Annotated in this window: 21 protein-coding genes and 2 riboswitches; of the genes, 11 read left to right on the plus strand and 10 right to left on the minus strand. The window is 60.6% G+C overall.

What is annotated here, in order from left to right:
- Positions 1 to 200: 200 nt before the first annotated feature.
- Positions 201 to 407, minus strand: a complete 207-nt coding sequence (locus JHX88_RS18095; protein WP_076527909.1) for a helix-turn-helix transcriptional regulator — start codon at positions 405 to 407, stop codon at positions 201 to 203.
- A gap of 120 nt (positions 408 to 527) precedes the next feature.
- The gene (traA, locus tag JHX88_RS18100; protein ID WP_076527907.1) at positions 528 to 3,530 is read right to left on the minus strand and encodes a Ti-type conjugative transfer relaxase TraA; all 3,003 of its coding nucleotides are present in this window, start codon (positions 3,528 to 3,530) and stop codon (positions 528 to 530) included.
- Positions 3,531 to 3,702: 172 nt separating this feature from the next.
- Between traA and JHX88_RS18105 the strand changes: the two genes are divergently transcribed.
- Positions 3,703 to 4,029 carry a conjugal transfer protein TraD gene (locus tag JHX88_RS18105; protein WP_176011488.1) on the plus strand — a complete coding sequence of 109 codons (327 nt, stop codon included), beginning with the start codon at positions 3,703 to 3,705 and terminating at the stop codon, positions 4,027 to 4,029.
- A gap of 1 nt (position 4,030) precedes the next feature.
- Positions 4,031 to 4,297, plus strand: coding sequence for a conjugal transfer protein TraD (locus tag JHX88_RS18110; protein WP_076527903.1), 267 nt, complete (start codon positions 4,031 to 4,033; stop codon positions 4,295 to 4,297).
- 400 nt (positions 4,298 to 4,697) lie between these two features.
- Here JHX88_RS18110 and JHX88_RS18115 read toward each other — a convergent pair whose 3' ends face one another.
- The 3 genes from JHX88_RS18115 to JHX88_RS18125 all read right to left on the minus strand — a co-directional run bounded on the left by JHX88_RS18115 (position 4,698) and on the right by JHX88_RS18125 (position 7,480).
- Positions 4,698 to 5,090 (minus strand): pore-forming ESAT-6 family protein, encoded by a 393-nt coding sequence (locus tag JHX88_RS18115; RefSeq protein ID WP_141225909.1) that lies wholly within the window; start codon positions 5,088 to 5,090, stop codon positions 4,698 to 4,700.
- 518 nt (positions 5,091 to 5,608) lie between these two features.
- Positions 5,609 to 6,085: a hypothetical protein gene (locus JHX88_RS18120; RefSeq protein WP_141225908.1), complete on the minus strand. Its 477-nt coding sequence runs from the start codon at positions 6,083 to 6,085 to the stop codon at positions 5,609 to 5,611.
- A gap of 114 nt (positions 6,086 to 6,199) precedes the next feature.
- Positions 6,200 to 7,480 carry a hemolysin family protein gene (locus tag JHX88_RS18125; protein WP_076527898.1) on the minus strand — a complete coding sequence of 427 codons (1,281 nt, stop codon included), beginning with the start codon at positions 7,478 to 7,480 and terminating at the stop codon, positions 6,200 to 6,202.
- A gap of 689 nt (positions 7,481 to 8,169) precedes the next feature.
- A riboswitch (cobalamin riboswitch) is annotated at positions 8,170 to 8,352 on the plus strand.
- Between the two features lie 95 nt (positions 8,353 to 8,447).
- Here JHX88_RS18125 and nrdH point away from each other — a divergent pair.
- The 8 genes from nrdH (at position 8,448) to JHX88_RS18165 (ending at position 15,961) form a co-directional block, all read left to right on the plus strand.
- On the plus strand, positions 8,448 to 8,669 hold the full coding sequence (gene nrdH / locus JHX88_RS18130; RefSeq protein ID WP_076527896.1) for a glutaredoxin-like protein NrdH: 222 nt from the start codon (positions 8,448 to 8,450) through the stop codon (positions 8,667 to 8,669).
- 6 nt (positions 8,670 to 8,675) lie between these two features.
- On the plus strand, positions 8,676 to 9,089 hold the full coding sequence (nrdI, locus tag JHX88_RS18135) for a class Ib ribonucleoside-diphosphate reductase assembly flavoprotein NrdI (RefSeq protein ID WP_076527895.1): 414 nt from the start codon (positions 8,676 to 8,678) through the stop codon (positions 9,087 to 9,089).
- Positions 9,074 to 11,197, plus strand: coding sequence for a class 1b ribonucleoside-diphosphate reductase subunit alpha (gene nrdE / locus JHX88_RS18140; RefSeq protein ID WP_076527893.1), 2,124 nt, complete (start codon positions 9,074 to 9,076; stop codon positions 11,195 to 11,197). The genes nrdI and nrdE overlap by 16 nt, the downstream gene beginning before the upstream one ends.
- A gap of 85 nt (positions 11,198 to 11,282) precedes the next feature.
- Positions 11,283 to 12,239 (plus strand): class 1b ribonucleoside-diphosphate reductase subunit beta, encoded by a 957-nt coding sequence (nrdF, locus tag JHX88_RS18145; RefSeq protein ID WP_419182349.1) that lies wholly within the window; start codon positions 11,283 to 11,285, stop codon positions 12,237 to 12,239.
- Positions 12,240 to 12,306: 67 nt separating this feature from the next.
- A riboswitch (cobalamin riboswitch) is annotated at positions 12,307 to 12,522 on the plus strand.
- A 54-nt stretch (positions 12,523 to 12,576) separates the two neighbouring features.
- Complete coding sequence (locus JHX88_RS18150) at positions 12,577 to 13,617, plus strand: ABC transporter substrate-binding protein (RefSeq protein WP_076527889.1); 1,041 nt, start codon at positions 12,577 to 12,579, stop codon at positions 13,615 to 13,617.
- Complete coding sequence (locus tag JHX88_RS18155) at positions 13,614 to 14,663, plus strand: FecCD family ABC transporter permease (protein ID WP_084203275.1); 1,050 nt, start codon at positions 13,614 to 13,616, stop codon at positions 14,661 to 14,663. The genes JHX88_RS18150 and JHX88_RS18155 overlap by 4 nt, the downstream gene beginning before the upstream one ends.
- The gene (locus JHX88_RS18160) at positions 14,660 to 15,424 is read left to right on the plus strand and encodes an ABC transporter ATP-binding protein (RefSeq protein ID WP_076527887.1); all 765 of its coding nucleotides are present in this window, start codon (positions 14,660 to 14,662) and stop codon (positions 15,422 to 15,424) included. Before JHX88_RS18155 ends, JHX88_RS18160 begins: the two co-directional genes overlap by 4 nt.
- Before the next feature lie 87 nt (positions 15,425 to 15,511).
- On the plus strand, positions 15,512 to 15,961 hold the full coding sequence (locus tag JHX88_RS18165; RefSeq protein WP_076527885.1) for a thermonuclease family protein: 450 nt from the start codon (positions 15,512 to 15,514) through the stop codon (positions 15,959 to 15,961).
- Between the two features lie 474 nt (positions 15,962 to 16,435).
- Here the strand turns inward: JHX88_RS18165 and JHX88_RS18170 are convergent.
- The 5 genes from JHX88_RS18170 to JHX88_RS18190 all read right to left on the minus strand — a co-directional run bounded on the left by JHX88_RS18170 (position 16,436) and on the right by JHX88_RS18190 (position 21,365).
- A protein-coding gene (locus JHX88_RS18170; protein ID WP_141225907.1) for an IS5 family transposase occupies positions 16,436 to 17,193 on the minus strand; the annotation gives its coding sequence in 2 pieces (ribosomal slippage) (positions 16,436 to 16,857 and positions 16,857 to 17,193; 759 coding nt in all).
- Positions 17,194 to 17,324: 131 nt separating this feature from the next.
- Positions 17,325 to 18,344 carry an alpha/beta hydrolase gene (locus tag JHX88_RS18175; protein ID WP_076527877.1) on the minus strand — a complete coding sequence of 340 codons (1,020 nt, stop codon included), beginning with the start codon at positions 18,342 to 18,344 and terminating at the stop codon, positions 17,325 to 17,327.
- 101 nt (positions 18,345 to 18,445) lie between these two features.
- Entirely contained in the window at positions 18,446 to 19,075 is a 630-nt protein-coding gene (locus tag JHX88_RS18180) for a TetR/AcrR family transcriptional regulator (protein ID WP_076527875.1), read from the minus strand.
- Positions 19,076 to 19,385: 310 nt separating this feature from the next.
- Positions 19,386 to 20,420: an alpha/beta hydrolase gene (locus JHX88_RS18185; RefSeq protein ID WP_084203272.1), complete on the minus strand. Its 1,035-nt coding sequence runs from the start codon at positions 20,418 to 20,420 to the stop codon at positions 19,386 to 19,388.
- A gap of 126 nt (positions 20,421 to 20,546) precedes the next feature.
- Positions 20,547 to 21,365: an SDR family oxidoreductase gene (locus JHX88_RS18190; protein ID WP_076527871.1), complete on the minus strand. Its 819-nt coding sequence runs from the start codon at positions 21,363 to 21,365 to the stop codon at positions 20,547 to 20,549.
- A 97-nt stretch (positions 21,366 to 21,462) separates the two neighbouring features.
- On the opposite strand from JHX88_RS18190, the gene JHX88_RS18195 reads away from it, so the two are divergent.
- Positions 21,463 to 22,365 (plus strand): LysR family transcriptional regulator, encoded by a 903-nt coding sequence (locus JHX88_RS18195; RefSeq protein WP_076527868.1) that lies wholly within the window; start codon positions 21,463 to 21,465, stop codon positions 22,363 to 22,365.
- The last annotated feature ends 197 nt before the right edge of the window (positions 22,366 to 22,562 follow it).

A 22,562-nucleotide genomic window follows, 5' to 3' on the forward strand; every position in this document is an offset into this window, starting at 1 on the left:
GAGAAATGTGGCAGTCAAGATGGAGCGAAGTCGCGGATGAGTCCAGCCCAAGTTTTGCCCCCCAAGCATTGTCCGGTTCGCTGATAACAGATCATGGCGCTGCAAAGAGCTCTGCCACATTAGAAGGCCCCAATCAAACCTGCCTCAACCTCATCAACTCATGCATGCTCTGGATCGAATACTACCTGCCCTCACCCGCTTCAATCCCCTTCACCTTCCGGCCACCACCCCACCGGATCGGCGATCCAGCGATTGATCTCGGATTCCCGCCAGCCGGCGCCATGGATGCTGATCCTGATCTGGGCCGGAAAGGTTCCTTCGGCGATCTTGCGGTAGATGGTGGAGCGGGACAGGCCGGTCCGGGCGAGGACGGTTTTCAGGCGGATGATACGATCTGGGTCCGGCATGGCCGTGCTGCCTTTTGCTGATAAATTCTGGTCCAGACAGGACAGGCAGAAACAAGCGCGCAAGAAGAATCATCGCCCCGTCGTATTGTGGCGCGGTATGGGTGGCAAATCGGATGGGCCTCACAAGCCGAGCCCGCGCCCCCGACCGAGATCGATGCCGTGGTGGAAGGCCAGTTCTCTGCCAAGCCGGCGGCCCGATTCGAACGCAATGCCGAGTTCCCGCTTGCGATTGGCCAGCAGGGATTCCAGTTGCGGATCGCGCTCCAGGCTCCTGGCCATCTCGCCCATTTCCGTCCGCGCGGCGTGATAGCCCGAGTAATCTCCCGCCGCATATCTCAGCTCAACGGCCCGGTCGAGTTTTTGCCAGCGGCTCACGAAGCGATCCGCGCGACGCTCAGGACTCGTGCGCAGCTCGGTTTCCAGTTGCAGCGCCCGCACGGAACGTCGAACCTGGCCTGTCGCCGCCTCGCGCGCGAGGTCCGGGTCCTTCCTATAAGCGGCCTCGGCGTCGTGCGCACCGAAGGGGCGCAGCTCCTCGAGGTGCTTCCGGGCTTCGCGCAGTGTCATCATCTGCTCCGGGCCGGCCTTGCCGCCCCGCTCCTGCGCCTCGAAGATCGTGTCGACGGCGCGGGCGTGCCGCACCAATGCCTGTGTGCGGGCGCGGCGCAGCGCCCGCTCCCGATCCTCGGAGGTCTCGTTCTCCGGTATATGGGGGTCCTGCCGCGCAAGCTCCGGACCCACCCTTCCCCTTTCCGGTTGCTGCCTGCCCTCAGAGCTATGCACATCGCCTCCGGCAGAGCGGGCGCCGTCGAACACCCCATCGATCCTGTCGCGGACCCTCTCCGGCACGAACTTGCGGATGACCTCGACGACACGCGCCCGGAAACTGATGCCGCGCCGCTCGGCATAGTCCTGCACCGGATCGCGCGGCTGATCATAGTCCAGGGCCATGTCCTTGGCCCGATCGCGCGACAGGGTTCGGATCAGCCGGTCGCGGCTGGCAAAATCATCCCGGCCGTAATGCAGATCCATCTGCTCGCGATGCCGCGACATTGCGACATAGCTGCCATGGGCGTCCAGCCCGGGTGTCGCCAGCACATGGGTGCGGTCCACGGTCATGCCCTGTGCCTTGTGGATTGTGGCGGCATAGCCATGATCGATGCGGTTGTAATCCTTGAGGTCGAACGAGATGTCGGCCCCATTGTCGGTGCGCACCGACATGGATCGGCTGCTGACCTGCTCGATTGTTCCGAGCGTGCCGTTCTTCACGCCCAGCCCGCGTTCGTTTTGTAGGAACATCACGCGATCACCGCGGGCGAAGCGGCGCGCACCGCGCTCGACGGTTAGGTCCACATCCGCCCCCAGATCACCCGCCTCCCGCATTTTTTGTCGCGCGGCCTCGTTGAGTTCGCGCACCTCGGCATTGGTATGAGTGAGAATGATGCGGCTGGTATCTGGTGCCGCCTGCCGATCGCGATCCCAGCCGGTGATCAGGTCATCGCGTGCCTGCCCCCGCGTCTGGGCCGCATGGACCATGTCTTGGCCGTCATAGGCGCGAATGGCGTCCCGGGTGCGACCGGTCGCCAGATCACGGGTGGCGTCCCTTTGCCAGCCCTCGCGCTGACGGCGTACCTCGCCAATCTCGATACCACCATGGCGTTCATGGAGCGAACGGAAGGCCGCGCCCGCCTCGATGGATTGCAATTGCTGCGGATCGCCGACAAGCACGACTTTCGCCCCGCGTTCGGCGGCTTGAGACAGCACGCGCTCCAGCTGCCGCGTGCCGACCATGCCGGCTTCATCGAGCACCAGCACATCGCGGGCGGTGAGCAGATCGCGACCCTGCGCCCAACCATGTTCCATGCTGGCGATGGTGCGGGATGCAATGCATGAACCGCTTTCGAGATTCTCGGCCGCGATACCGGACAGGGCAACGCCGCGAACCTCATAGCCTGCCGCCTCCCAGGCCTCGCGTGCGACGCCCAGCATGGCGCTCTTGCCGGTCCCGGCATAGCCGACGACGATGCCGAGACCGCGCCCCTCCGTGACATGCGCCAGCGCGTCCCCCTGCTCGCCCGACAGGACCAACCCGCGCGTCGCGGCACGCGCCAGCGCACGTTCCCTGTCCCGGTCGCTGACCCCATGCAACTCCTTCTCCGCCATCAGCTCCGCCGCGCGATGCAGCCGCTGTTCGGCTTCGATCATGTCCCGCGTGGTGAAGCGGTCTTGGCCGCGCAAATCCTGGCCCAATTCGACAAGATCAGGAGACCGGCCCATTGCGCCCATGACCTCGTTGAACTGATCAATGCTGTCGCTGTACCGGTGCGCAAAGCGCGCCATGTCACGGCGCGTGAAACTCGATTGCTGATGGGTGATCGCGTCCAGGGCGATGGACGGATCGGCAATGATCCGTGCGCCGTTGTCGCGGGCGATCTCGCGATGCATCTCCGCGCGGTCGGCGGTGTCCATGCCTTCGATTTCTATACGTTGCGCCGATGCGCCAATCTGAGTTTGCGGCTCCAGCGCGATGCCCTGCGCCTCCAGGCTGCGATGATCGATGCGGGCATCGATGTCGAGTTCCATCAGCCGTTCATTGACGTGTTCGGCCCAGCGTTCGCGCCAGCGCTCAACCATCTCCGTGCGGTTCCAGTCGCGGTTCTTTTTGCCAAAACCACTCTCATCGACTTCGCGCATGGTGAGCATCACATGGGCATGGGGTTTGGGCATGCCATCTTCGACCACGTCCCAATGCACATTCAGATCAGCGACCATGCCCTGATCGACAAATTCGGACTGGGCGAAGTCACGGGCGAGTTCGGTGGCCTGCGCCTTGTTCATCTCGCGCGGGATGGCGAATTCCACCTCGCGGGCAAGCTGCGCGTCTTTCCGCAGTTCGACGGCTTCGACATCGTTCCAGAGCCGTTCGCGGTCCTTCCAAATCTCCGGTGCGTTCTCCGGCAACAACACCTCGGAATGGACGACCCCGCGTTTCCTGGAAAAGTTCTGCTCGCGGTCGAGGCGGTTGTCGCGCAGACGTGCCCCCGCCCGATAGGCGGCCGCGGCCACCGCGCTGCGGCCCGTCTTGCGGGACATGATCTGAACGGAGAGGTGATAGATCGCCATGATGGCAGGTGATCTATGCCGTCTCGGCGCATGTCGGAACGACGTATAAGCGCGCCCTTCCTCGAAAAATTCTCGGGCGGGACCGGGCCGTCCCGCAGCGTCTCGCCGACCCTACAGCCTTCTGGCGGGGGCGCCGTTATCATTGTTCCATCGGCAATTCATGGAGGACAAGATGCGCAAACCACGGAATTTCGATGCGGAACTGAAGGCGCTGGAGGCGAAGGCCAAGGAACTCAAAGCCCGCAAAGTGCAGCAGCTCGGCGAGTTGGTCATCGCCACCGGGACGGATGCGCTCAGTGCCGAGGAACTGGCGGGTGCGCTGGTCGCGCTGGCGGAAATCACCGATACTGGGAAAAAGGAGGCATGGGCAAAACGCGGGGCCGCGTTCTTTCGCAGCAAATCGCGGCGATCTGCGAAAGCGCCTGACCGCGACGGCGGCAGCGATCAAACACAACCGGGCGGCGCGCAACCGGCATCAGGCGGCGCGGGCGCGGCGTGACATGCGGTCCTGGCAGGTCGAGCGCCGCAAGCGCACACGGCATCTGATCGAACTCGGTGGTCTCGTGGTCAAGGCGGGCATCGTGGACCTGACCGGCGATGATCGCGCCATGATCCTCGGCGCGCTGATCTGGATGGCGGAGAAACTTAAGAGCGAGGATGGTGAACGGGCGCGGGAACTGTGGAGCGGAATGGGGAAAGAGGGGTTCGAAGCGGAACGGACGCCAGATGCGCCAACCACCTCGCGGCTGCAACAGGATCAAGCGTGACCAATGGCGGGCAGCGCGGAGACATCGACTATCGCAACACTGTCCGCCATCACGCGGCTTTCTCCATTACTGTTTGGTCCTGCGTGTCGGTTAAACATCTGGCACTGCCGACTCTTGTCGCTTTTCATAGCTAAGTTCAGCACTTGGCGTTGATTTCGTTGACATGCCTCTGTCATAAAAAGCTTCAAGACTGGTTATAGAGCACAGTTCAGTTCGCTGCATTTCCGTCGGCGTGCAGTTCAGCAAGTTCAAAGAGGCCGTTCTCTTATAGGCTGCTTCCTAACTGGCGTTGATAGGGCACAAACTTGGCGGCAACGGAAAGATTCAGGACGACACCAACCAAGAAGCCGAGCGCATCCACGGCGCTCGGCTATTTGATCCCAACCATTAAAATGAATGGTTACTGCTGTGGGGTATGCTGCATGACCGCATCTCCAACTGCCTGACACACCCCTTCAGCAGTTCCCCCTTGCTGGGCCGCGAAATCCTCCAGAGACATTTCCTGACCGGGCATGTCTATTGTGCCATCAAGACCACGTTGTTCTGCGGCTTCCCCTGCTTCGACATCTCCGTCAGGCAGTGTCGCAAGCACGTCGAGTTGCGCCGCAACGGCCTCTGCCCCGACAAAACCTTGCTCTTCACAATGTTTAAGGATGCCGAGTTGATTGCGAATTGCGAGGTAAGCCTGCTCCATTTCAGCTTCGGTCATTTCAGGAGCCTGTGCTGCCTCTTGAGCAAAGCCCATGGTGCTGCTCATCATGATAGTTGATGCAACGATGATACTACGGATCATATTCTGGATACTCCTATGCCATTTTGACCTCGAACAGAGGTATGGTCGCGCCTAACACGCGCGCCTTGAAATGGCAGGGTAACTATCCAGTTATCCAGGAATCCGGCATTTCCCCGCTGATTGTGCGTAGATCTTTCGATGCTTCGAGATAGCCGCGATATAAGGCATCAGGTTTTACTGGCCGGATTGCATCTGCCTAATGGCGAATACGGTGAAGTGTATGCCGACGGAATTGTGTCGCCCGTCAATTCCAGATCGCCCCACCTCCTGTAATATTCTGAACTTATTTATGAAAAAGATAAAAAGGGCCAACCCGGCAGCGGGCTTGGGGAATCAGGTGGCTTGGGGTAGCTGTGCGGGAGCCTTCACTTCATGCTCTGAGGAAGGCTTGGGGTCGGTGGACTTTGTTAACTGGCCCGCCGGCCCCACCTGAGTTGGCCTCCGTTTCACCGGACACCCAAGCGGTTCCGATTGCGCCCATGACGGCCATGCTGCTGCGATCTATTGTTTTTGGGTGATCACTTGAGTGTGGCATCAAACTCGAAGATAGAAGGGTCTTGGTCGCTCGTCGGCGGGATAACCGCGATCTGTGCGTTGAGGATACCAGAACCCGAGAACTCAATTATTGAGGCCACGGTTTCAACCTCGATCTGTCGGACAATGTAACCACCTTCCATCAAATCCTCTTCCCATTCTTTCATGAGTTCGTCGGGATCTCTCGAGGTTCTGAACGAGAACATGCGGATCGTCGAGCCGACGGCCCTATCCGTCAGAACCTCCATATCGGAGGGCAGATCGAGAACATCCGGCAACCACTCCTGTGGAGCCCCCTCCGCGTAAAGGACTACTGTCGAAACCAACGACAACAACACAGCGATCTGCGTATTCCGCAGCCAGCCGCGCAGGTTTCTGAAAGAAGCCTGTAGTGACATGTATGAACTGCTATAATGCGGGAAGACGGTGCCAACAGAATCAGAACAGAGTATCAGAGTCATATTAAAGCCTTATATCACCTTAAGCGGGACGGCCTATTCCTGGGGAAAATGACACTGGAAAGACCTCCTTGAAAGCAGCCTTGTGATCGATCGCCGCGGCGGGAACCATCACTTTCACACGGTCTTGCGCTGCACGAGGAGCTTGTCGATCCGGCGCCCGTCCACATCCACGACCTCGATCTGCCACCCGCCTAGCTCGAAATGTTCGCCCGGTTGCGGCAACATCCCCAACTTTTCCAACACGAGGCCAGCCACCGTTGCGTAGTCGCGATCCCCGTCGAGAACCAACCCTATATGTTCTGCGAATTCATCGACGGGGGTCCAGCCGGCCACCAGCAGGCTGCCGTCCTCGCGGCGAACGATCTTCGCTTCGGCTCCTTCGCCCTCGTGGAATTCTCCGACAATCGCCTCGAGCACATCCATCGGGGTGATAATACCCTCGAAATGACCGTATTCATCATACACGAAAACCATATGCGCAGGGGTCTTGCGCAGCGTTTCGAGCACATCGAGCGCAGCCATCCCGTCGCGAACCACCGGCGCTTCGACGATCAGATCGCGCAGTTTCGGCACCGTGTCGGATGCTCCGGCATCAAGGAAATCGCGGGACTTGACGACACCGACGATGTCATCTGGCCCACCATCCCGCACAGGAAGACGTGAATGATCCGTTTCCCGAAAGCGCGCGACTACGGCCGCCGGATCATCCGTCATATCCACGAGTTCGACCTCGTGCCGAGGTACCATCAGCCCCCGCGCCGTGCGGTCGGCAATCCGCATCACCCCGGCGATCATATCGGTTTCAGCCGCTTCCATCACGCCGGCGGTGCGGGCCTCCGACAGGACCAGCCTGATCTCCTCATCCGTCACGCCGTTATCCGGGGTGCCGGACTGACCGAGAAGCGCGAGCACAATCTTGCCCGATTTGTCGAGCAGCCAGATCGCCGGCGCGGCAACAATCGAGATGGCATGGAGAAGCGGCGCGATCCGGGCTGCCGCGCTCTCGGGGTCACGAAGCGCGATCTGCTTGGGCACCAGCTCTCCGAAGACCAGCGACATATAGGTGATCGCGACCACGACGCCCCCGACACCGATGGCCTGCGCCAGGGTGGTGCTTAACCCGGCCGCTGCCAGGCCATCGGCCAACCGCACGCCGAGCGTCGCCCCAGAGAACGCACCGGACAGGATGCCGACCAGCGTAATGCCGATCTGCACGCTGGACAGGAACCTGCCGGGATCAGCCGCAAGCCGCATGGCGATCCCGGCTCCGCGATTGCCATTGTCGGCCATGACCTTGAGCCGCGCGGTGCGTGAGGAGACGACGGCAAGCTCGGACATGGCCAGAACGCCATTCACAAGCGTCAGGGTAAAAACGATCAGGATCTCAAGCAGCATGTTCTTGCGGTTCGAGCGCGGCTTTTGCTCTTGCGCATTCGCCACCTCAACGAAGCCTAAACCACGCCGAGCATGACGACCATGGAAATGACGTGCGCCTCCACGCTGCCGATGTGCAGGCATTGCAACAGCCCAGCACCAACCCCGAGAGATCAATGGATATCGCTGCAACAATGAGGTCACGCGTCGTCTTGCCAGAAGTAATCGCTCTGAGGCCCGCGCCAGATCGATATGTAATCGTGCTACAAGGTCGTGGCCAACTTCGACCGGAACGTGCGTGAGAATATTGCTGACAGACTGATAGTGGACGCTCGATAGAGTTTCCGTGTCAACGTTACGCGCGCGAAAGTACACACCACGACCCTCACGCCGGAGGGGGATCCGTGTGTGCTGCTCTCGACATCTGACTAATGCGGTGATGACGCCCAGACCTATTTAAGAGGGTCTTGGACGGCAATGGAGTAGACATAAATCTCATCACTATTGCGATACCGGTCTGCGTCGAGAATGGTCGTTCGATCGGGCACGAATTTATTGCCAGCCGCCATGTCTCCATTGTGCCCGAGAGTGGTGAATATTGTCCTTCTGTCAAATGCCGCGTTTTGCCGCAGCAGATGGGGAGGATGATGATCACTCTATAATCTATCACCGGCCCCATACTAGATATTGACCGGAAGCCTATTGGTGTGCCTAAATGGAGTGGCTATGGTGCCCCTGACTTGTCGGGGGTGAAAAGGGAAGCCGGTGCGAATCCGGCGCTGCCCCCGCAACTGTAAGCGGCAAGCAAGGTTGAGGACGCCACTGGGAAACCGGGAAGGCCAGCCGAGCGAAAACCCGCGAGCCAGGAGACCTGCCATGGCATGCGAACGACACCGGGCGGTGGGTCCGGCGGCGTGGTTTCGGGATGCCTTGCATCGCTGGCTCCATTCCGCGCCCCTGCCGCCACAATCACAAGGCAGAGGGCGACATGACCATCACCGTTTACTCCAAACCCGCTTGTGTGCAATGCACAGCGACAACCCGGGCGCTGGAAGCGCGCGGCCTTTCCTATAGCGTCATCGACCTGACCGAAGATGCCGAAGCGATGGAGCATGTGACCACCCTGGGTTATCGGCAGGCACCGGTCGTCATCGCGGGCGACGCGCATTGGGCGGGATTTCGTCCCGACATGATCAGCCGGTTGTCCTGATCGCGCTTGATGGGGCTGGTCTATTATTCTTCGGCCTCGGGCAACACGGTGCGTTTCGTGGCCGGGTTGGATATGGCGGCGGATCGCATTCCCTTGCGCCCGGCTGAGGCCATGCCCGAGCCCGTGAAGTCATTCGTATTGATTTGCCCGACCTTCGCCGATGGGCAAGGGCGGGGAGCAGTACCGAAACAGGTGATCCGCTTTCTGAACGATCCGACCCGCCGCGCCTTACTGCGCGGAGTCATTGGTGCGGGCAACCGCAGTTTCGGTGCGACATTCGCATTGGCTGCCCGCGTCATCGCCGAGAAATGTAATGTTCCGATGCTGTATCGCTTTGAATTGGCTGGGACGGAAACCGACAGGCTGCGCGTAAAAGCGGGGCTGACTGAACTCTGGGGGATGGAATGGTCGATACGATAAAGCCCGATCTGGACTATCACGCGCTGAATGCGATGCTGAACCTTTACGATTCTGAGGGGCGTATCCGGTTCGATGCGGACCGCATGGCCGCGCGTCAGTATTTCCTGCAGCATGTGAATCAGAACACCGTCTTTTTCCACTCGCTAGACGAAAAGCTGAACTATCTGGTCGATGAAGATTATTACGAACCACAGGTGCTGGAGCAATACAGCCGCGATTTCCTACATCGGATCTGGGCGGCGGCATTCGCCCGGAAATTCCGTTTTCCAACCTTTCTTGGCGCGTTTAAATATTACACGAGCTACACGCTGAAGACTCGTGATGGGCAGCGTTATCTGGAGCGCTACGAGGATCGGGTGGTCATGGTCGCTCTTGCGCTGGCTCACGGGGACGAAGACCTGGCCATGCGCTTCATGGAGGACATCCTGTCGGGACGCTTTCAACCGGCCACTCCGACTTTCCTGAACGCCGGAAAGAAAAGCCGGGGAGAACTGATCTCCTGTTTTCTCCTGCGGGTCGAGGACAACATGGAATCCATCGGCCGAGCGATCAATTCCTCGCTTCAGCTTTCCAAGCGCGGCGGCGGTGTGGCCCTGATGCTGACCAATATCCGCGAATCCGGCGCGCCGATCAAAGGCATCGAGAACCAGTCCTCGGGCATCATCCCGGTGATGAAGCTGCTTGAGGACAGCTTTTCCTATGCCAATCAGCTTGGCGCGCGGCAGGGCGCCGGGGCAGTTTATCTGAACGCGCATCATCCCGATATCCTGCGCTTTCTGGATACGAAACGGGAAAACGCCGACGAGAAAATCCGGATCAAGACGCTGTCGCTTGGGGTGGTAATCCCAGATATCACCTTTGAATTAGCCAAGAAGGACGAGGAGATGTATCTCTTCTCGCCCCATGATGTCGAACGCGTCTATGGACAGCCCTTCTCGGATATATCGGTGACGGAAAAATATGCTGAAATGGTGGATGACAAGCGCATTCGCAAGCACAAGATCAACGCAAGGGCGTTCTTTCAGACATTGGCCGAGATCCAGTTCGAGTCGGGCTATCCCTATATCATGTTCGAGGACACGGTGAACCGCGCCAACCCTGTGCATGGCCGCATCACCATGTCGAATCTGTGTTCCGAGATTTTACAAGTAAACGAGGCGTCCCGGTTCAATGACGATCTGAGCTATGCGCATCTGGGTACGGATATTTCCTGCAATCTCGGCTCGCTGAACATCGCCGCCACCATGGACGGCCCGGATTTCGGTGCCACCATCGAGACGGCGATCCGCGCCCTGACCGCCGTCAGTGAGATGTCGGCCATCGACTCGGTGCCTTCGATCCGGCGCGGCAATGACGAGGCGCATGCGGTGGGGCTGGGGCAGATGAATCTGCACGGGTTCCTCGCGCGCGAGCATATCCATTACGGCAGCCCCGAAGGTATCGAATTCACCAGTGTCTATTTCGCCGCTGTCGCCTACCATGCGATCCGGGCGTCGAACCTGCTGGCGCAAGAGAAAGGACGCAGTTTCAGGGGTTTCGATAAATCGACCTATGCCGACGGATCGTTCTTCGACAAATATACCCGCCACGACTGGCATCCGAAGCTGCCCGATGTCGTCCGGGTCTTCGAAGGCATTACCCTGCCAACGCGCGAGGATTGGGCTGCCCTTCGGGAAATGGTGATGAAGCACGGGCTGTACAATCGCAATCTGCAGGCAGTGCCGCCGACCGGCTCGATCAGCTATATCAACAATTCGACAAGCTCGATCCATCCGATCGCCTCGAAGATCGAGATCCGCAAAGAGGGCAAGATCGGCCGCGTCTATTATCCGGCAGCTTTCATGAGCAACGAGAATCTCGAATACTACCGTGACGCCTATGAGATCGGCCCCGAGGCGATCATCGACACCTATGCGGCGGCCACCGAACATGTCGATCAGGGCATGTCGCTGACGCTGTTCTTTCCTGCGGACGCCACGACGCGCGATATCAACCGCGCCCAGATCTATGCGTGGAAGAAGGGGATCAAGACGATCTATTACGTCCGGCTGCGTCAGGATGCGTTGGAAGGAACGGAGGTTCAGGGCTGCGTGTCATGCACATTGTAAGGCTTGCCGCCCGGTGCGGGCGCGCCTTTGGAACAGATATCGAAATCAGGAATGAAGGGGGTTCTTCGATATGAAGGATCAGGTCATGCGGCAACCGCAGCGGGCGGTGAACTGGAACCGGCTGGAGGACGACAAGGATCTCGAGGTCTGGAACCGTCTGACGGTGAATTTCTGGCTGCCTGAGAAAGTGCCGTTGTCCAATGATGTGCAAAGCTGGGCCACCCTGCGCCCGGAAGAACGCAAACTGACCATCCGCGTCTTCACCGGGCTCACGCTGCTGGATACCGTGCAGAACAGCATCGGCGCACCGCTTCTGATGGGGGATGCGATCACCCCGCATGAAGAGGCCGTGCTGTCGAATATCGCCTTCATGGAGGCGGTTCACGCGCGTTCCTATTCCTCAATCTTTTCGACGCTGTGCATGACGAAAGAAGTCGACGAAGCCTTCCGCTGGTCCGAGGAAAACTCGCATTTGCAAGCCAAGGCGCGGCTGATCCTGGATGAATACGAGTCGGACACAGATCCGCTGAAACGCAAGATCGCCAGCGTGTTTCTGGAAAGCTTCCTGTTCTATTCGGGCTTCTACTTGCCAATGTACTGGTCCAGCCGCGCAAAATTGACCAATACCGCCGATCTGATCCGCCTGATCATCCGTGATGAAGCCGTACATGGTTATTATATCGGCTATAAATATCAGCGCGGGCTTGCGCGGCTGGACGAGGCGGATCAGGCAAGGATGAAGGATTTCGCCTTTTCGCTGATCTTCGATCTCTACGATATCGAGGTGAAATATACCGCCGAACTATATGACAGCCTCGGATTGACCGAGGATGTGAAGGCATTCCTGCATTACAACGCCAACAAGGCTTTGCAGAATCTGGGCTATGAGGCGCTGTTCCCGCCGCAGGTCTGCGAGGTCAACCCGGCAATCATGGCCGCCCTTTCGCCCGATAGCGAGAACCACGATTTCTTTTCCGGCTCCGGTTCCTCCTACGTGATCGGCAAGACCATTGCGACGGAAGACGAGGACTGGGATTTCTGAACCGTGATCTGATCAACGGCGCCACGTCATGGTCGACGGAGCCGGTTGACAACACCTCATGCCGGGATAGGTTACCATCGGAAACGGTGCCCGAACGGGCTCAAAAGGGAATCCGGTGCCGCAGGCTTGTCCTGCGAATTCCGGAGCTGCCCCCGCAACTGTAAGCGGCCGTTCCGCCCCATCTGACCCTCGAGGTCAGGGCCACTGTGCGGATGCGCATGGGAAGGCCGGGACCGGAACCAAGGCCGCAAGTCAGGAGACCTGCCGTTCCGGAGCCGCGATCGATGTGGCTTCTCACCCTCATGAAGCCGGGCGGGGTGTCCGGGAAAGGAGCCATATGTCCACCACGACCGGCGGCGCGACCCGCCTTTGCAGCCTGCTTGCGGGCTTTCTTGTCCTGCCAATCGTTCCCGCTTCGGCGCAAGCCACCGGCGATCCGCTCGAGATAGAGAATTGCGGTCGCAAGCTGTCATTTGCATCCGCGCCCGAGCGTGTAGTCTCTATCGGGCAGGGTTCGACCGAGATTTTGCTGTCGCTCGGTCTTGGAAACCGCGTTGTCGGAACCGCGATCTGGCTGGCGCCCCTGCCGGATCAGCTCTCCGAAGAAGGCGATGCCTTGCCACGCCTTGCCGACAACTCTCCCAGTTTCGAGGCGGTTCTCGGCACGCGACCGGATTTCGTCACCAGCCAGTGGATCAATGACATCGGCCCCGGCGAAAGCCGCGTCGGCAGCTTTACGCAATTCGGGGATTTCGACATCCCGGTCTATGTGTCGCCCGCCGAATGCGCCAAGAGTGAATTCAGTGTCGGTAGCGGCGATGGCGCGCGGTCCCGGGCCTGGACTGCCGATCTGCTGCACCGAGAAATCAGGGAATTTGCCGCCATCTTCAATGTCCGGCCCGCTCGTGAGGTACTGATTGCCGAGAACCGGGCAAGGATCGCGAAGGCCGCAGCGGATGTCGAGGCGCTTCGCGGGAATGACATATCGGTACTCTACTGGTTCTCATCCCCCGAACTCGACGGCGAGGCCTATGTAGCGGGACGGTTCGGCGCGCCGGCATGGATTTCGGATGTGATAGGTATCCGCAATGTCATCACGTCAGACCAGGAATGGCCCCTGGTGGGATGGGAAACGATCGCCGGGCTGGATCCTACCGTCATCGTCCTGGGCTCGATGGATCGCCGCAACCTGCCCGGGGACGACGTCGCCGCCAAGCGCGAGTTTCTTCTGAACGATCCGGTCACCAGCCAGATGACCGCGATACGCGCGGGGAACCTGATCGAGATGGATGCGCAATCCATGAACCCGACGCTGCGGGCGGTCGATGGGGTAGAGATCCTCGCGCGGGGTCTGCGCGAGCTTGGCCTGACAGAATGAGTCTTCAGGCCGAGTTGTCACCCCGCCCTCTTCGCCGGCTGCGCTTGCCGGTTTTCGAGCTGATCGCGCTCGTGGCACTGTGTTTCGCGATGGTCGGTGCGGTCGCCATCGGCGACATCACCGTACCGCCAGCCGAAATTCTCAAGATGCTGGGCAACCGGATCTTCGGAATGGATTTTGCCGTCGATCCGATCCGTGAAGGGATCGTCTGGCATTACCGTCTGAGCCGCGCGGCAATGGCCGCTTCGGCAGGTGCCGCGCTGGCGGTTTGCGGCACGGTTTTGCAGGCATTGCTGCGCAACCCGCTGGCGGAGCCTTATCTGCTCGGGATTTCCGCGGGCGCATCGACCGGGGCCGTCCTCGTGATGATACTCGGGATCGGCGCCGGAGCCGTTACCCTGTCGGGGGGCGCGTTTCTCGGCGCCGGCCTGGCCTTCGCCTTCGTGGCGTTTCTGGCGCATGGTTCTGGCGGCGGCACCGAGCGGATCATCCTCGCGGGTATCGCCGGGTCGCAGCTCTTCAATGCCGCGACCTCTTTTATCGTAATCACCTCGGCCAATGCGGAGCAAACGCGCGGTATCATGTTCTGGCTTCTGGGCAGCCTCGGCGGCGTGCGCTGGCCCGATGTCGCCCTTGCCATGCCGGTTCTCGCGACAGGTCTGGCGATCTGCCTTTACCGGGCGCGTGCACTTGACGCCTTCGCCTTCGGCGAGGATGCGGCCGCCTCTCTCGGCATCGACACTGTCCGCATCCGCGCCGAGCTTTTCGCCATCACGGCAATGTTGACGGCAGGGATTGTCAGCCTTGTCGGTGCAGTCGGGTTCGTAGGTCTGGTCGTACCACATGCCAGCCGCTTCCTGGTCGGGCCTGCCCATGGGCGGCTGATCCCGGCGACGGCGCTGGCGGGCGGTGTCTTCATGGTTACGGCGGACGTCCTGTCGCGCATCGTGGTGCCGGGACAGGTGCTGCCGATCGGGGTGGTAACCGCGCTTTTCGGAGCTCCGGCCTTTGCTTTCATCCTCTGGCGATCGAGGCGGCGCGCATGACGCTGCAGGCTCGTGATATCGCATGGGAGGCCGGGGGCCAGCCTATCGTTCGGGGCGTGACCCTGCGGCTTCCAGCGGGCCGCTTTCTTGGCCTCGTGGGGCCGAACGGTTCGGGAAAATCCAGCCTCCTGCGCCTGCTCGCAGGACTCAGGCGCGGTTCGGGTGGAGCGGTCCTGCTCGATGAGCGGCCCATGCCGACCATTCCCCGGCGCGAGGTGGCCCGCCGACTCGCGCTCGTGGAGCAACAGGCCACCACAGAAATCGCAATGACCGCGCGCGAGGTGGTGGCCCTTGGCCGTACGCCGCATCGCGGGGCATGGGGGAACTGGAACGCGACTGATCACGCCGCAGTGTCAAACGCGCTTGCGCGGACGGGCATGACGGGACGGGCGGACCAGCCCTGGTCGACCCTGTCAGGCGGCGAACGGCAGCGCATCCAGATCGCCCGCGCCCTGGCGCAGGAACCCCGGGAACTCCTTTTGGACGAACCCACGAACCACCTTGATATTCGTCATCAGCTCGACCTCTTGAAGCTGCTCAAGGGGCTTGGAACAAGCTGTGTCGCCGCCCTCCATGATCTGAACCATGCTGTCGCGTTCTGCGACGAGATCGCCGTCATCAAGGACGGTCAACTCGTGGCCCAAGGGAAACCCGGCAATGTGATGACCTCGGAACTGATCCGGTCCGTTTTCAAGGTTGCGGCAACTGTCTGCGAAGATCCTGTGAGTGGTCGCTTGCGCCTTGATGTCCTGCCGGACTGAAACATTCGTCAACCGAAAAAGACCACTCAGGCTTGGCTGCGACGCGCGAAACCTGAACACTCTTTAGAACCTGACGCGACCAATGCTTTGGCCGAACTGGTGGCCGATCGCGAGTTATCCTGCCAAGCGCTGGACCGCGATGGCTATGGCCGGATCATTGCTCGGTGCTTCGCGAATGATCAGGATATCGGCGCGGCTCTTGTGGATGCTGGTCTGGCATGGGCCTTCCGAAGGTACTCGGATGACTATGCCCCGCAGGAGGCTGCCGCGAAAGCCGCGGGCATCGGGATATGGGAAGCGGACAACCAGGCACCAGTGGATTGTCGCGACGACCGATGGAACCGTGCCGCAGCTGCGTTTCCGCGCGCTGGTTGTCCCATCAAAGGCAATATCGCCAGCAATGGCGAGCGCATCTACCATACCCCGTGGTCACCGGCCTATTCCCGAACGAAGATTACCGAAGGCAAAGGCGAGCGTTGGTTCTGTGACGAAGCTGAAGCTGTCAGCGCAGGATGGCGAGCCGCGCGCTGGCGCTGAGGGAAAACTGATAATCCAGGAGAAACAATGACAAAAATCTTCGCGTCAATAACGCTGGTGGCCTTCTTAGCTCTTGGCGCTTGCCATGGGCCCGCCGACGACGCACAATCAGTTGAATGCGCCCCCACCCAAGATGGGCGGCAGGTATGTGGATAGTCCTGCAAGGGCAAGGAAGATGACCAAAGCCGTTACATTTCTAGCTGTCTATATGCTCTCGGCGTTCGCCGCTGTTGCACAATCGACTGAAGAACGCAGCGAATGGGATCGGGCGCTAGAGATATGTGCGGCAACGAAACTCGCTGCAGGATGCCAATGCATTCCCCATGTGGATGAAGAATATGGACCTCAAGGCCGCATCGAGTGTGAAGATGATGGGAATGGAGTGATCGAAGCGGGCCAGGTGGTTTTTTGCTTGCAGAATCGCCATATGAACAGAAAAGTTGAGTGCACGCTAGGGTCAGGACTCGTTCATTTTCATAGCCAGAAGATGATAGTCGCCGCGAGTGCGATGGCGGATAAGAAGACCTTGGGACATCTGTCGTAGCGTGTTGCGATGCGTCGCCAGTCCTTGAGCCTGCCGAACATGATCTCGATACGATTGCGGCGTTTGTACCGTCGCTTGTCGTATTTGACTTTCTTACCGCGTGACTTCCGGCCCGGGATGCAAGCGCGTATACCTCTGTCTTTCAAGGCTTCTCTGAACCAATCGGCATCATAACCCCGATCTCCAAGAAGCCATTCGACCTTCGGCAAGTTGCTCAGGAGTGCGGCAGCACCTTTGTAATCACTAACCTGTCCTGCGGTGATGAAGAAGTGGATCGGACGGCCCTGACTGTCGCAGACGGCATGCAGCTTGGTATTCATGCCGCCCTTGGTCCTGCCGATCAGGCGTCCACGCCCCCTTTTTTAACACCCATGCTGGTCGCTGTGCGATGCGCTTTGAGATATGTCGCATCGATCATCACTGTCTTCTCCTCGCGGGTCTCGGCAGCCAGGCCGATCATGATCTGCGCAAAGATACCTTTGTCACTCCATCGCTTCCAGCGATTGTATAATGTTTTGTGAGGGCCGTATTCCTTCGGCGCGTCTCGCCAGCGCAAACCATTGCGATTGATGAATATTATTCCAGACAGCACGCGCTTGTCATCAACGCGCGGCTTGCCGTGGGACTTCGGGAAGTAAGGCTCGAGACGCGCCATCTGCGCGTCACTCAACCAGAAAAGATCGCTCATATTACCGCTCTATTTTTGCGAGCGATGAATCACGAGAGGTATCCGAAATCAATGGGTCCTGACCCTAACTCGGCATACCATGTGGCCCGCCAGCGCCAGCGGCGAAAGACGGCTGCGCCCGCAGTTCAGTCTTATGTCCGGCCAGCTGGTGGGGAAAGCTGGCGCCGAACGAAGTCGATGATCTCGCGCTTCAAATCAATGTCCTCGGGCGTGGTCCCACCGAAGCCGCCATGCGGCATCGCCTCGAAGATATGCAGTTCGGCCGAAACGCCTGCCTGGCGAAGCCCGCGGTGGAGACGGACGGTGTTCGACAGAAGGAGATCCCGCGTTCCGCTTTGCAGGAAGGTCGGCGGAAAGTCGGCGCTCAGCTCGCCGAAGAGAGGAGAGAGATAGGGGTGCGCGAGATCCTCCCCTCCCGCGTAGAGCAGGTTGGTGTTCATCAGCGAGGTCGGCAGAACCACGTCAAGCAGCCGGTTGGTGCGAAAGCTCTCGCCGGATTCCGTCAGATCCACCTCAGGTGAGAGGAGCACAGCAGCAGCCGGCATCGGGAGGCCCTCGTCGCGCGCCCGCAGCAGGGTGGCCATCGCGAGGTTGCCGCCGGCGGAGCGACCACCGATAACGACGCGGTTGGCGCTGTAGATGTCGATAGCACGCCGGTAGGCCAAAATGCAGTCATCGAGGGCGGCCGGGTAAGGATGATCCGGCGGCATCCGGTAATCGATTGCGTAGCAGACCATGCCGTGTTGATCCGCCTGTATCTGGGCGCCCAGGCGGCAGGCCTCGCCACCCCCGAACACCAGGGCCCCGCCATGTAGGTCGACATAGACGCAGTCTTCGTGGCGAAGTTCTCGCGGTGTCGCGACATGAACAGTCGCTGTGCCAATCTTAAGCGTCTCGACATTGGCCCTCACCTCACCGGCAAGACCCTTGATCTGCTCCGCATAGTGGGCGTCCGCGACCGCTTGCATCTTGCGCCAGGCGTCGTGGTCATCCGGGCCAGGCGATGGGTGGAGCGCGTTCAGCGGCCTCCCGTCGTCGCCCACAGCCGCTCGCAATATAGCCTGGGCCTCAATGCTGATCGATGAAGGGACAGGGACCACTTGTGCCTCGATGAGAACGCCTTGGATATCCTGGTTTTCAGTGCTGGGCATGGGGGATCCTTGGAATATTGGAGGGCGTGTGCTAGGCGCGGGGCGATAGGCGGGAGCCAACGCGGTCGATAGACTTGCAGTGTCGTGAGAGGCTGGCGCAGTCATTGCAGTTCCCCTCCGGTATCTGAGATGGCTCTGCGCCAGTCGTCGAAGACTGGATCGCAGATCGGCAAGGTCGCGGCCGATCGCATCGCTGCCCCTAGACGGCTCAGCACGCCTTGCAGGCTATAGCTTTCGCCTCGAACGACGGCCGACTCGGCGAAGGTCTCGTTTGCCACGCGCACAGCCGCCATCATCGCAGCTGCGCAGAGACGCGCTTCGAATGCCTCCTCGCGTAAGCCGGCACGTCGCGCAACCACGGTGACGAAGTCCTTTTCGGCGGCGGCGCAGGCCATCAGCCATGCTGTTCGGAGCGCAGGCTCTTGAGGCAGAATGGAAACGAGGCGGACCGCGGCTATATCGTCGGAGCGATCTTGGGCCGGTTGCAGGTCTGGGCGGACCGCCTGAGTGAGGTGCTTCTCAAGCGGTAGGCTTGGCGGCCAGTCCTCGAGCCAAGTGACGAGCCGGTAGCATGTCGCGGAAAGCAACGGTTCGACACAGGCTTCCTTCGACCGGAAGTGGCGCCAGACCGTTCGTTTTGAAAGACCAGACGCGGCAGCGATGTCCTCCCCCCGGGTTCGAGCCACGCCCCTTTCCCAGAAGAGTATCGCGGCCTTGCGGGCGATCTCCATCTTTACATCGTCTCGCTTTGATGAAGGGCTCATTCCCAATCTCTTGGCGCCATGCGTCATTCAAGTGGTCACTTAGTGCCACCATGAGTGTGTGCTTGCAAGGCCGGACTGACGATACCGCTGAACCTTAGGCGCTTAGCTTCATCACATCGTCTCGGGGTCAAAAGGTGCCAGCCGACTTCGGCATTTGCGGAAAGCATTCACGTGATGATCTCAGGGGCACCGAAGCCACCATTCGCCCGACCTACAGCATTTGCCGACGACGGCGTTCGGGGGCCAACCAGTGCAGAAAAACGCGGCGCAGGCTCTATCAGCCCCCGATCCGCGCAAGAAAATTCGCAACTGCTTCCACAACTCCGGGTGCAATGGGAAGATTCGGGTCTGAATAAGTTGCGAGGTTGGCTGAAGGATCGGCGGAGGCCACGGACTTGAGTACATGATTCACGTCCGGAAGAAGTTTCAGTTCGGCATTTGGTGCGGCATCTGCAAGCAGGCGTGCGTCCGCGTTCCTCACCTGCAAATCTCGCGTCCCTTGCAAGACGAGCGTAGGCACATCGACCGCTGCGGCCAGTTCGACGGGATCGTAAGAGATCGCGTCGATCAGGAAACCCTGAATCTCCGGTGCGAAAAGAGGCTGGAGCGCCGGTTTCAATGCACTCGCATCGACCCGCTCGCCGCGCTTCAGTGACACGAGCGCCTCGTCCGCTTCTTCCAGATATGCCGTATTCGCGGGATTAGCGCGCAGCTGATCGCGTATCACCTCGCCCAACGGCCGGCCGATGCTCGCGAGCAAGATCAGCCCACACGGGTCTGGAAGACGTGCCATGGCAGCCAATGCAACCAGTCCGCCCTCACTGTGCCCCAAGGGGACCACACAGCGCGCACCGTCCTTCGCCGGCAGCCGCTCCCGGATGGCGTTCGTCCAGGAAAGCAGGTCGTCCCCGTAGGCTGCAATCGTCACGTCGTTCGGGTCCGATGTCGCCCCCGCCAAACCGAACATCCCGCGTTTGTCGATCCGTACCGAAGGATAGCCCCGCTCGGCCAGCGCTTCGGCAAGGAGCCTGTAGGGCGCCGCCGCGACGCCAAGAGGCGAGTTGCCGTCGCGATCAGTGGGGCCCGAACCTGGCACAATCAGAAGGACCGGCGTTTCCGTCGGAAGCGGGCCGCCGTGAGCCGGGAGGGTCAAAGTTCCCACAAGGGTCCCCGAGGGCCCCGGCGCGCTCAGATCTTCCTGTATCGGCAACCGTCTTCCTCCGTCTACATTACCGCTTGCCTGGGCGCTCACGTACGTCGCCGCTGTAAAGCCGATAAGCAATTGCGCAACGATGAGATGGGCGGGTCGCATGGATGTGGTCCTCGCGTTGGTTTCGAGGGTCTATCCTGCGGGGACAAACTCCACAAATTAGACCGCCCATTCGCGGCTCCTGGTCGTAGCGTTGCCGATATCAGGACGAAGCGCGCGTTGCCTTGCTCAGGCACGCGCGCTCGAGGCTTCGATATCCGCCGCGAGTTGCCTGCACTTGGCGCCTGCCCATTCGTGCGCATCGGCCCCGAACAACAGCCGTCGCGCCGGGTCGGTCGCCGACGCTTCGGCGACGATCAGGGTCGCAAGGTCCTCGGGATCGTTCTGCTGTGCGCCGTTGGCCTGCGCGATGAAGCTTCGGAAACCCTCCACGGCCTCCGCATAATCGGCAATCGCGACATTGCCCTGCCGCGCAGTGGACGGATCGAGAAAGTTCGTCCGCATCATTCCCGGCTCGACGACGAGAGAGCGGATGCCAAGCGGCGCGATCTCTTCGGCGAGGCCCTCCATCCAGCCTTCGAGTGCGAACTTGGACGCCGAATAGACCGATCCGCCCTGGTTCGAGACGAGGCCGTTCACCGACGAGATCGTCACCACGAGGCCCGAACGGTGCCGGCGCATCGAGGGCAGGACCGCGCGCGCCACATTCATCGCTCCGAAGAGATTGATCTCGAACTGTCGGCGCACGTCCTCATCGGGAATCGTCTCGAACCATCCCAGCTGCGCGCGGCCTGCGTTGTTGACCAGAACGTCGATCCGGCCGAACGCCTCGATGGCCGCGTCATGCGCAGCCGAAGTGGCCTCGGGTTCGGTCACGTCGAGCGGCAGCACGAGCAGGTTGTCGTCCGAAGCGGGAAGGCTGTCCGCGATCCCGTCGACGGTCAGGCTGGTCGCGACGACCTTGTCGCCTGCCTTCAATGCTTCGCGGGCGATCAGTTGTCCCAGGCCCCTGCCTGCCCCGGTGATGAACCATACTTTGCCAGTCATCGTCAGCTCCTCTTGTTTGCTGGTGCTTAATTAATGCATTTATGGAGTTCTCGATTAGATCCCTGAATTTTGTAGGGCCAAGTAGTGAGGCTAATGAATGGATCCGCGAAGGTTCTCCGATCTCTTCATCTTCAACCGGGTTGCCGAAGAACGCAGTTTCACCGCTGCGGCACGCGGCCTCGGCGTGACCCAGTCCGCCGTCAGCCAGACCGTCAAGCGCCTCGAGCGGGAGATGGGCATCAGGTTGCTGTCGCGCTCGACGCGCAGCCTTGCGCCGACCGCGGCGGGCGAGCGTCTGCTCGCCACGCTCTCTCCGGTCATTGCGGAGCTCGGCGCGGAGATGGACGCTCTTGAACGGCTGCGCGAGGAACCGGGCGGGCGTCTGCGGGTGACCTGCGGAAAACATGCCGCGGATACGCTCGTCTGGCCGGCATTCTCGCGGCTGATCGCGGCTCATCCCGAGATCGAGGGCGAACTGAGCGTGGAGAACGGCTACGTCGATATCGTCGCCGAGCGGTTCGACATCGGGATACGGATGCGCGATGATCTGGAGATGGACATGGTCGCCGTGCCCGTGGGGCCATCCTTGCGTGCTGTCGTCGTGGGGGCACCGCACTATCTCGATACTTCTGACCCGCCGCGCACACCGCGCGAGCTGTCCGCGCATCGCTGCATCGGCTTCAGGAATGCCGACGACACCCTGTCGCCGTGGTCGTTCGAGAAGGACGGGCAAGCGGAGACGGTGAAGGTGTCGCCGTCCGTCGTCGTCAACGACGGTGACGCGCTTGTGCGGGCGGCCCTTGCGGGGATGGGCCTGGCCTACATGCTTGAGGACCTTGCCTCGCCCTTCCTGGGCGACGGTCGTCTTGTTGAAGTCCTGGCCGACTGGTGCCTCCGGTTTCCGGGCTATCACGCCTTCTATTCAAGCCGGCGCCAACCGACCCGCGCCTTCACCTTGTTTCTCGAGAGCCTGCGGCAGGAGACCAGAGAGAGCCGATGATTGAGAAAATGGTGCCATCGAGGGGCTTTGATGTTGTAGTCGCTCCCCGACGACATCAAAGCCAGCGCGGCCCGGGGTATCAGGAATCGCAAATCGGTTAAGCTTGCATGTTTCCGGCAGGTTCCTTTTTTCAGCAACGGCAAGAAACCGGGCCAGCTCTTTGTAGCCGTTGAGAATGGCCAACTCGTGTGGTGTCA

The sequence above is a fragment of the Paracoccus saliphilus genome, from assembly GCF_028553805.1.
Taxonomy (GTDB): domain Bacteria; phylum Pseudomonadota; class Alphaproteobacteria; order Rhodobacterales; family Rhodobacteraceae; genus Paracoccus; species Paracoccus saliphilus.

What these genes read in the sequence shown, in the direction of transcription:
- JHX88_RS18095 (WP_076527909.1), bottom strand. Translation starts at nt 407, where the DNA reads ATGCCGGACCCAGATCGTATCATCCGCCTGAAAACCGTCCTCGCCCGG.
- traA (WP_076527907.1), bottom strand. Translation starts at nt 3,530, where the DNA reads ATGGCGATCTATCACCTCTCCGTTCAGATCATGTCCCGCAAGACGGGC.
- JHX88_RS18105 (WP_176011488.1), top strand. Translation starts at nt 3,703, where the DNA reads ATGCGCAAACCACGGAATTTCGATGCGGAACTGAAGGCGCTGGAGGCG.
- JHX88_RS18110 (WP_076527903.1), top strand. Translation starts at nt 4,031, where the DNA reads ATGCGGTCCTGGCAGGTCGAGCGCCGCAAGCGCACACGGCATCTGATC.
- JHX88_RS18115 (WP_141225909.1), bottom strand. Translation starts at nt 5,090, where the DNA reads ATGATCCGTAGTATCATCGTTGCATCAACTATCATGATGAGCAGCACC.
- JHX88_RS18120 (WP_141225908.1), bottom strand. Translation starts at nt 6,085, where the DNA reads ATGACTCTGATACTCTGTTCTGATTCTGTTGGCACCGTCTTCCCGCAT.
- JHX88_RS18125 (WP_076527898.1), bottom strand. Translation starts at nt 7,480, where the DNA reads ATGCTGCTTGAGATCCTGATCGTTTTTACCCTGACGCTTGTGAATGGC.
- nrdH (WP_076527896.1), top strand. Translation starts at nt 8,448, where the DNA reads ATGACCATCACCGTTTACTCCAAACCCGCTTGTGTGCAATGCACAGCG.
- nrdE (WP_076527893.1), top strand. Translation starts at nt 9,074, where the DNA reads ATGGTCGATACGATAAAGCCCGATCTGGACTATCACGCGCTGAATGCG.
- nrdF (WP_419182349.1), top strand. Translation starts at nt 11,283, where the DNA reads ATGCGGCAACCGCAGCGGGCGGTGAACTGGAACCGGCTGGAGGACGAC.
- JHX88_RS18150 (WP_076527889.1), top strand. Translation starts at nt 12,577, where the DNA reads ATGTCCACCACGACCGGCGGCGCGACCCGCCTTTGCAGCCTGCTTGCG.
- JHX88_RS18155 (WP_084203275.1), top strand. Translation starts at nt 13,614, where the DNA reads ATGAGTCTTCAGGCCGAGTTGTCACCCCGCCCTCTTCGCCGGCTGCGC.
- JHX88_RS18160 (WP_076527887.1), top strand. Translation starts at nt 14,660, where the DNA reads ATGACGCTGCAGGCTCGTGATATCGCATGGGAGGCCGGGGGCCAGCCT.
- JHX88_RS18175 (WP_076527877.1), bottom strand. Translation starts at nt 18,344, where the DNA reads ATGCCCAGCACTGAAAACCAGGATATCCAAGGCGTTCTCATCGAGGCA.
- JHX88_RS18180 (WP_076527875.1), bottom strand. Translation starts at nt 19,075, where the DNA reads ATGGAGATCGCCCGCAAGGCCGCGATACTCTTCTGGGAAAGGGGCGTG.
- JHX88_RS18185 (WP_084203272.1), bottom strand. Translation starts at nt 20,420, where the DNA reads ATGCGACCCGCCCATCTCATCGTTGCGCAATTGCTTATCGGCTTTACA.
- JHX88_RS18190 (WP_076527871.1), bottom strand. Translation starts at nt 21,365, where the DNA reads ATGACTGGCAAAGTATGGTTCATCACCGGGGCAGGCAGGGGCCTGGGA.
- JHX88_RS18195 (WP_076527868.1), top strand. Translation starts at nt 21,463, where the DNA reads ATGGATCCGCGAAGGTTCTCCGATCTCTTCATCTTCAACCGGGTTGCC.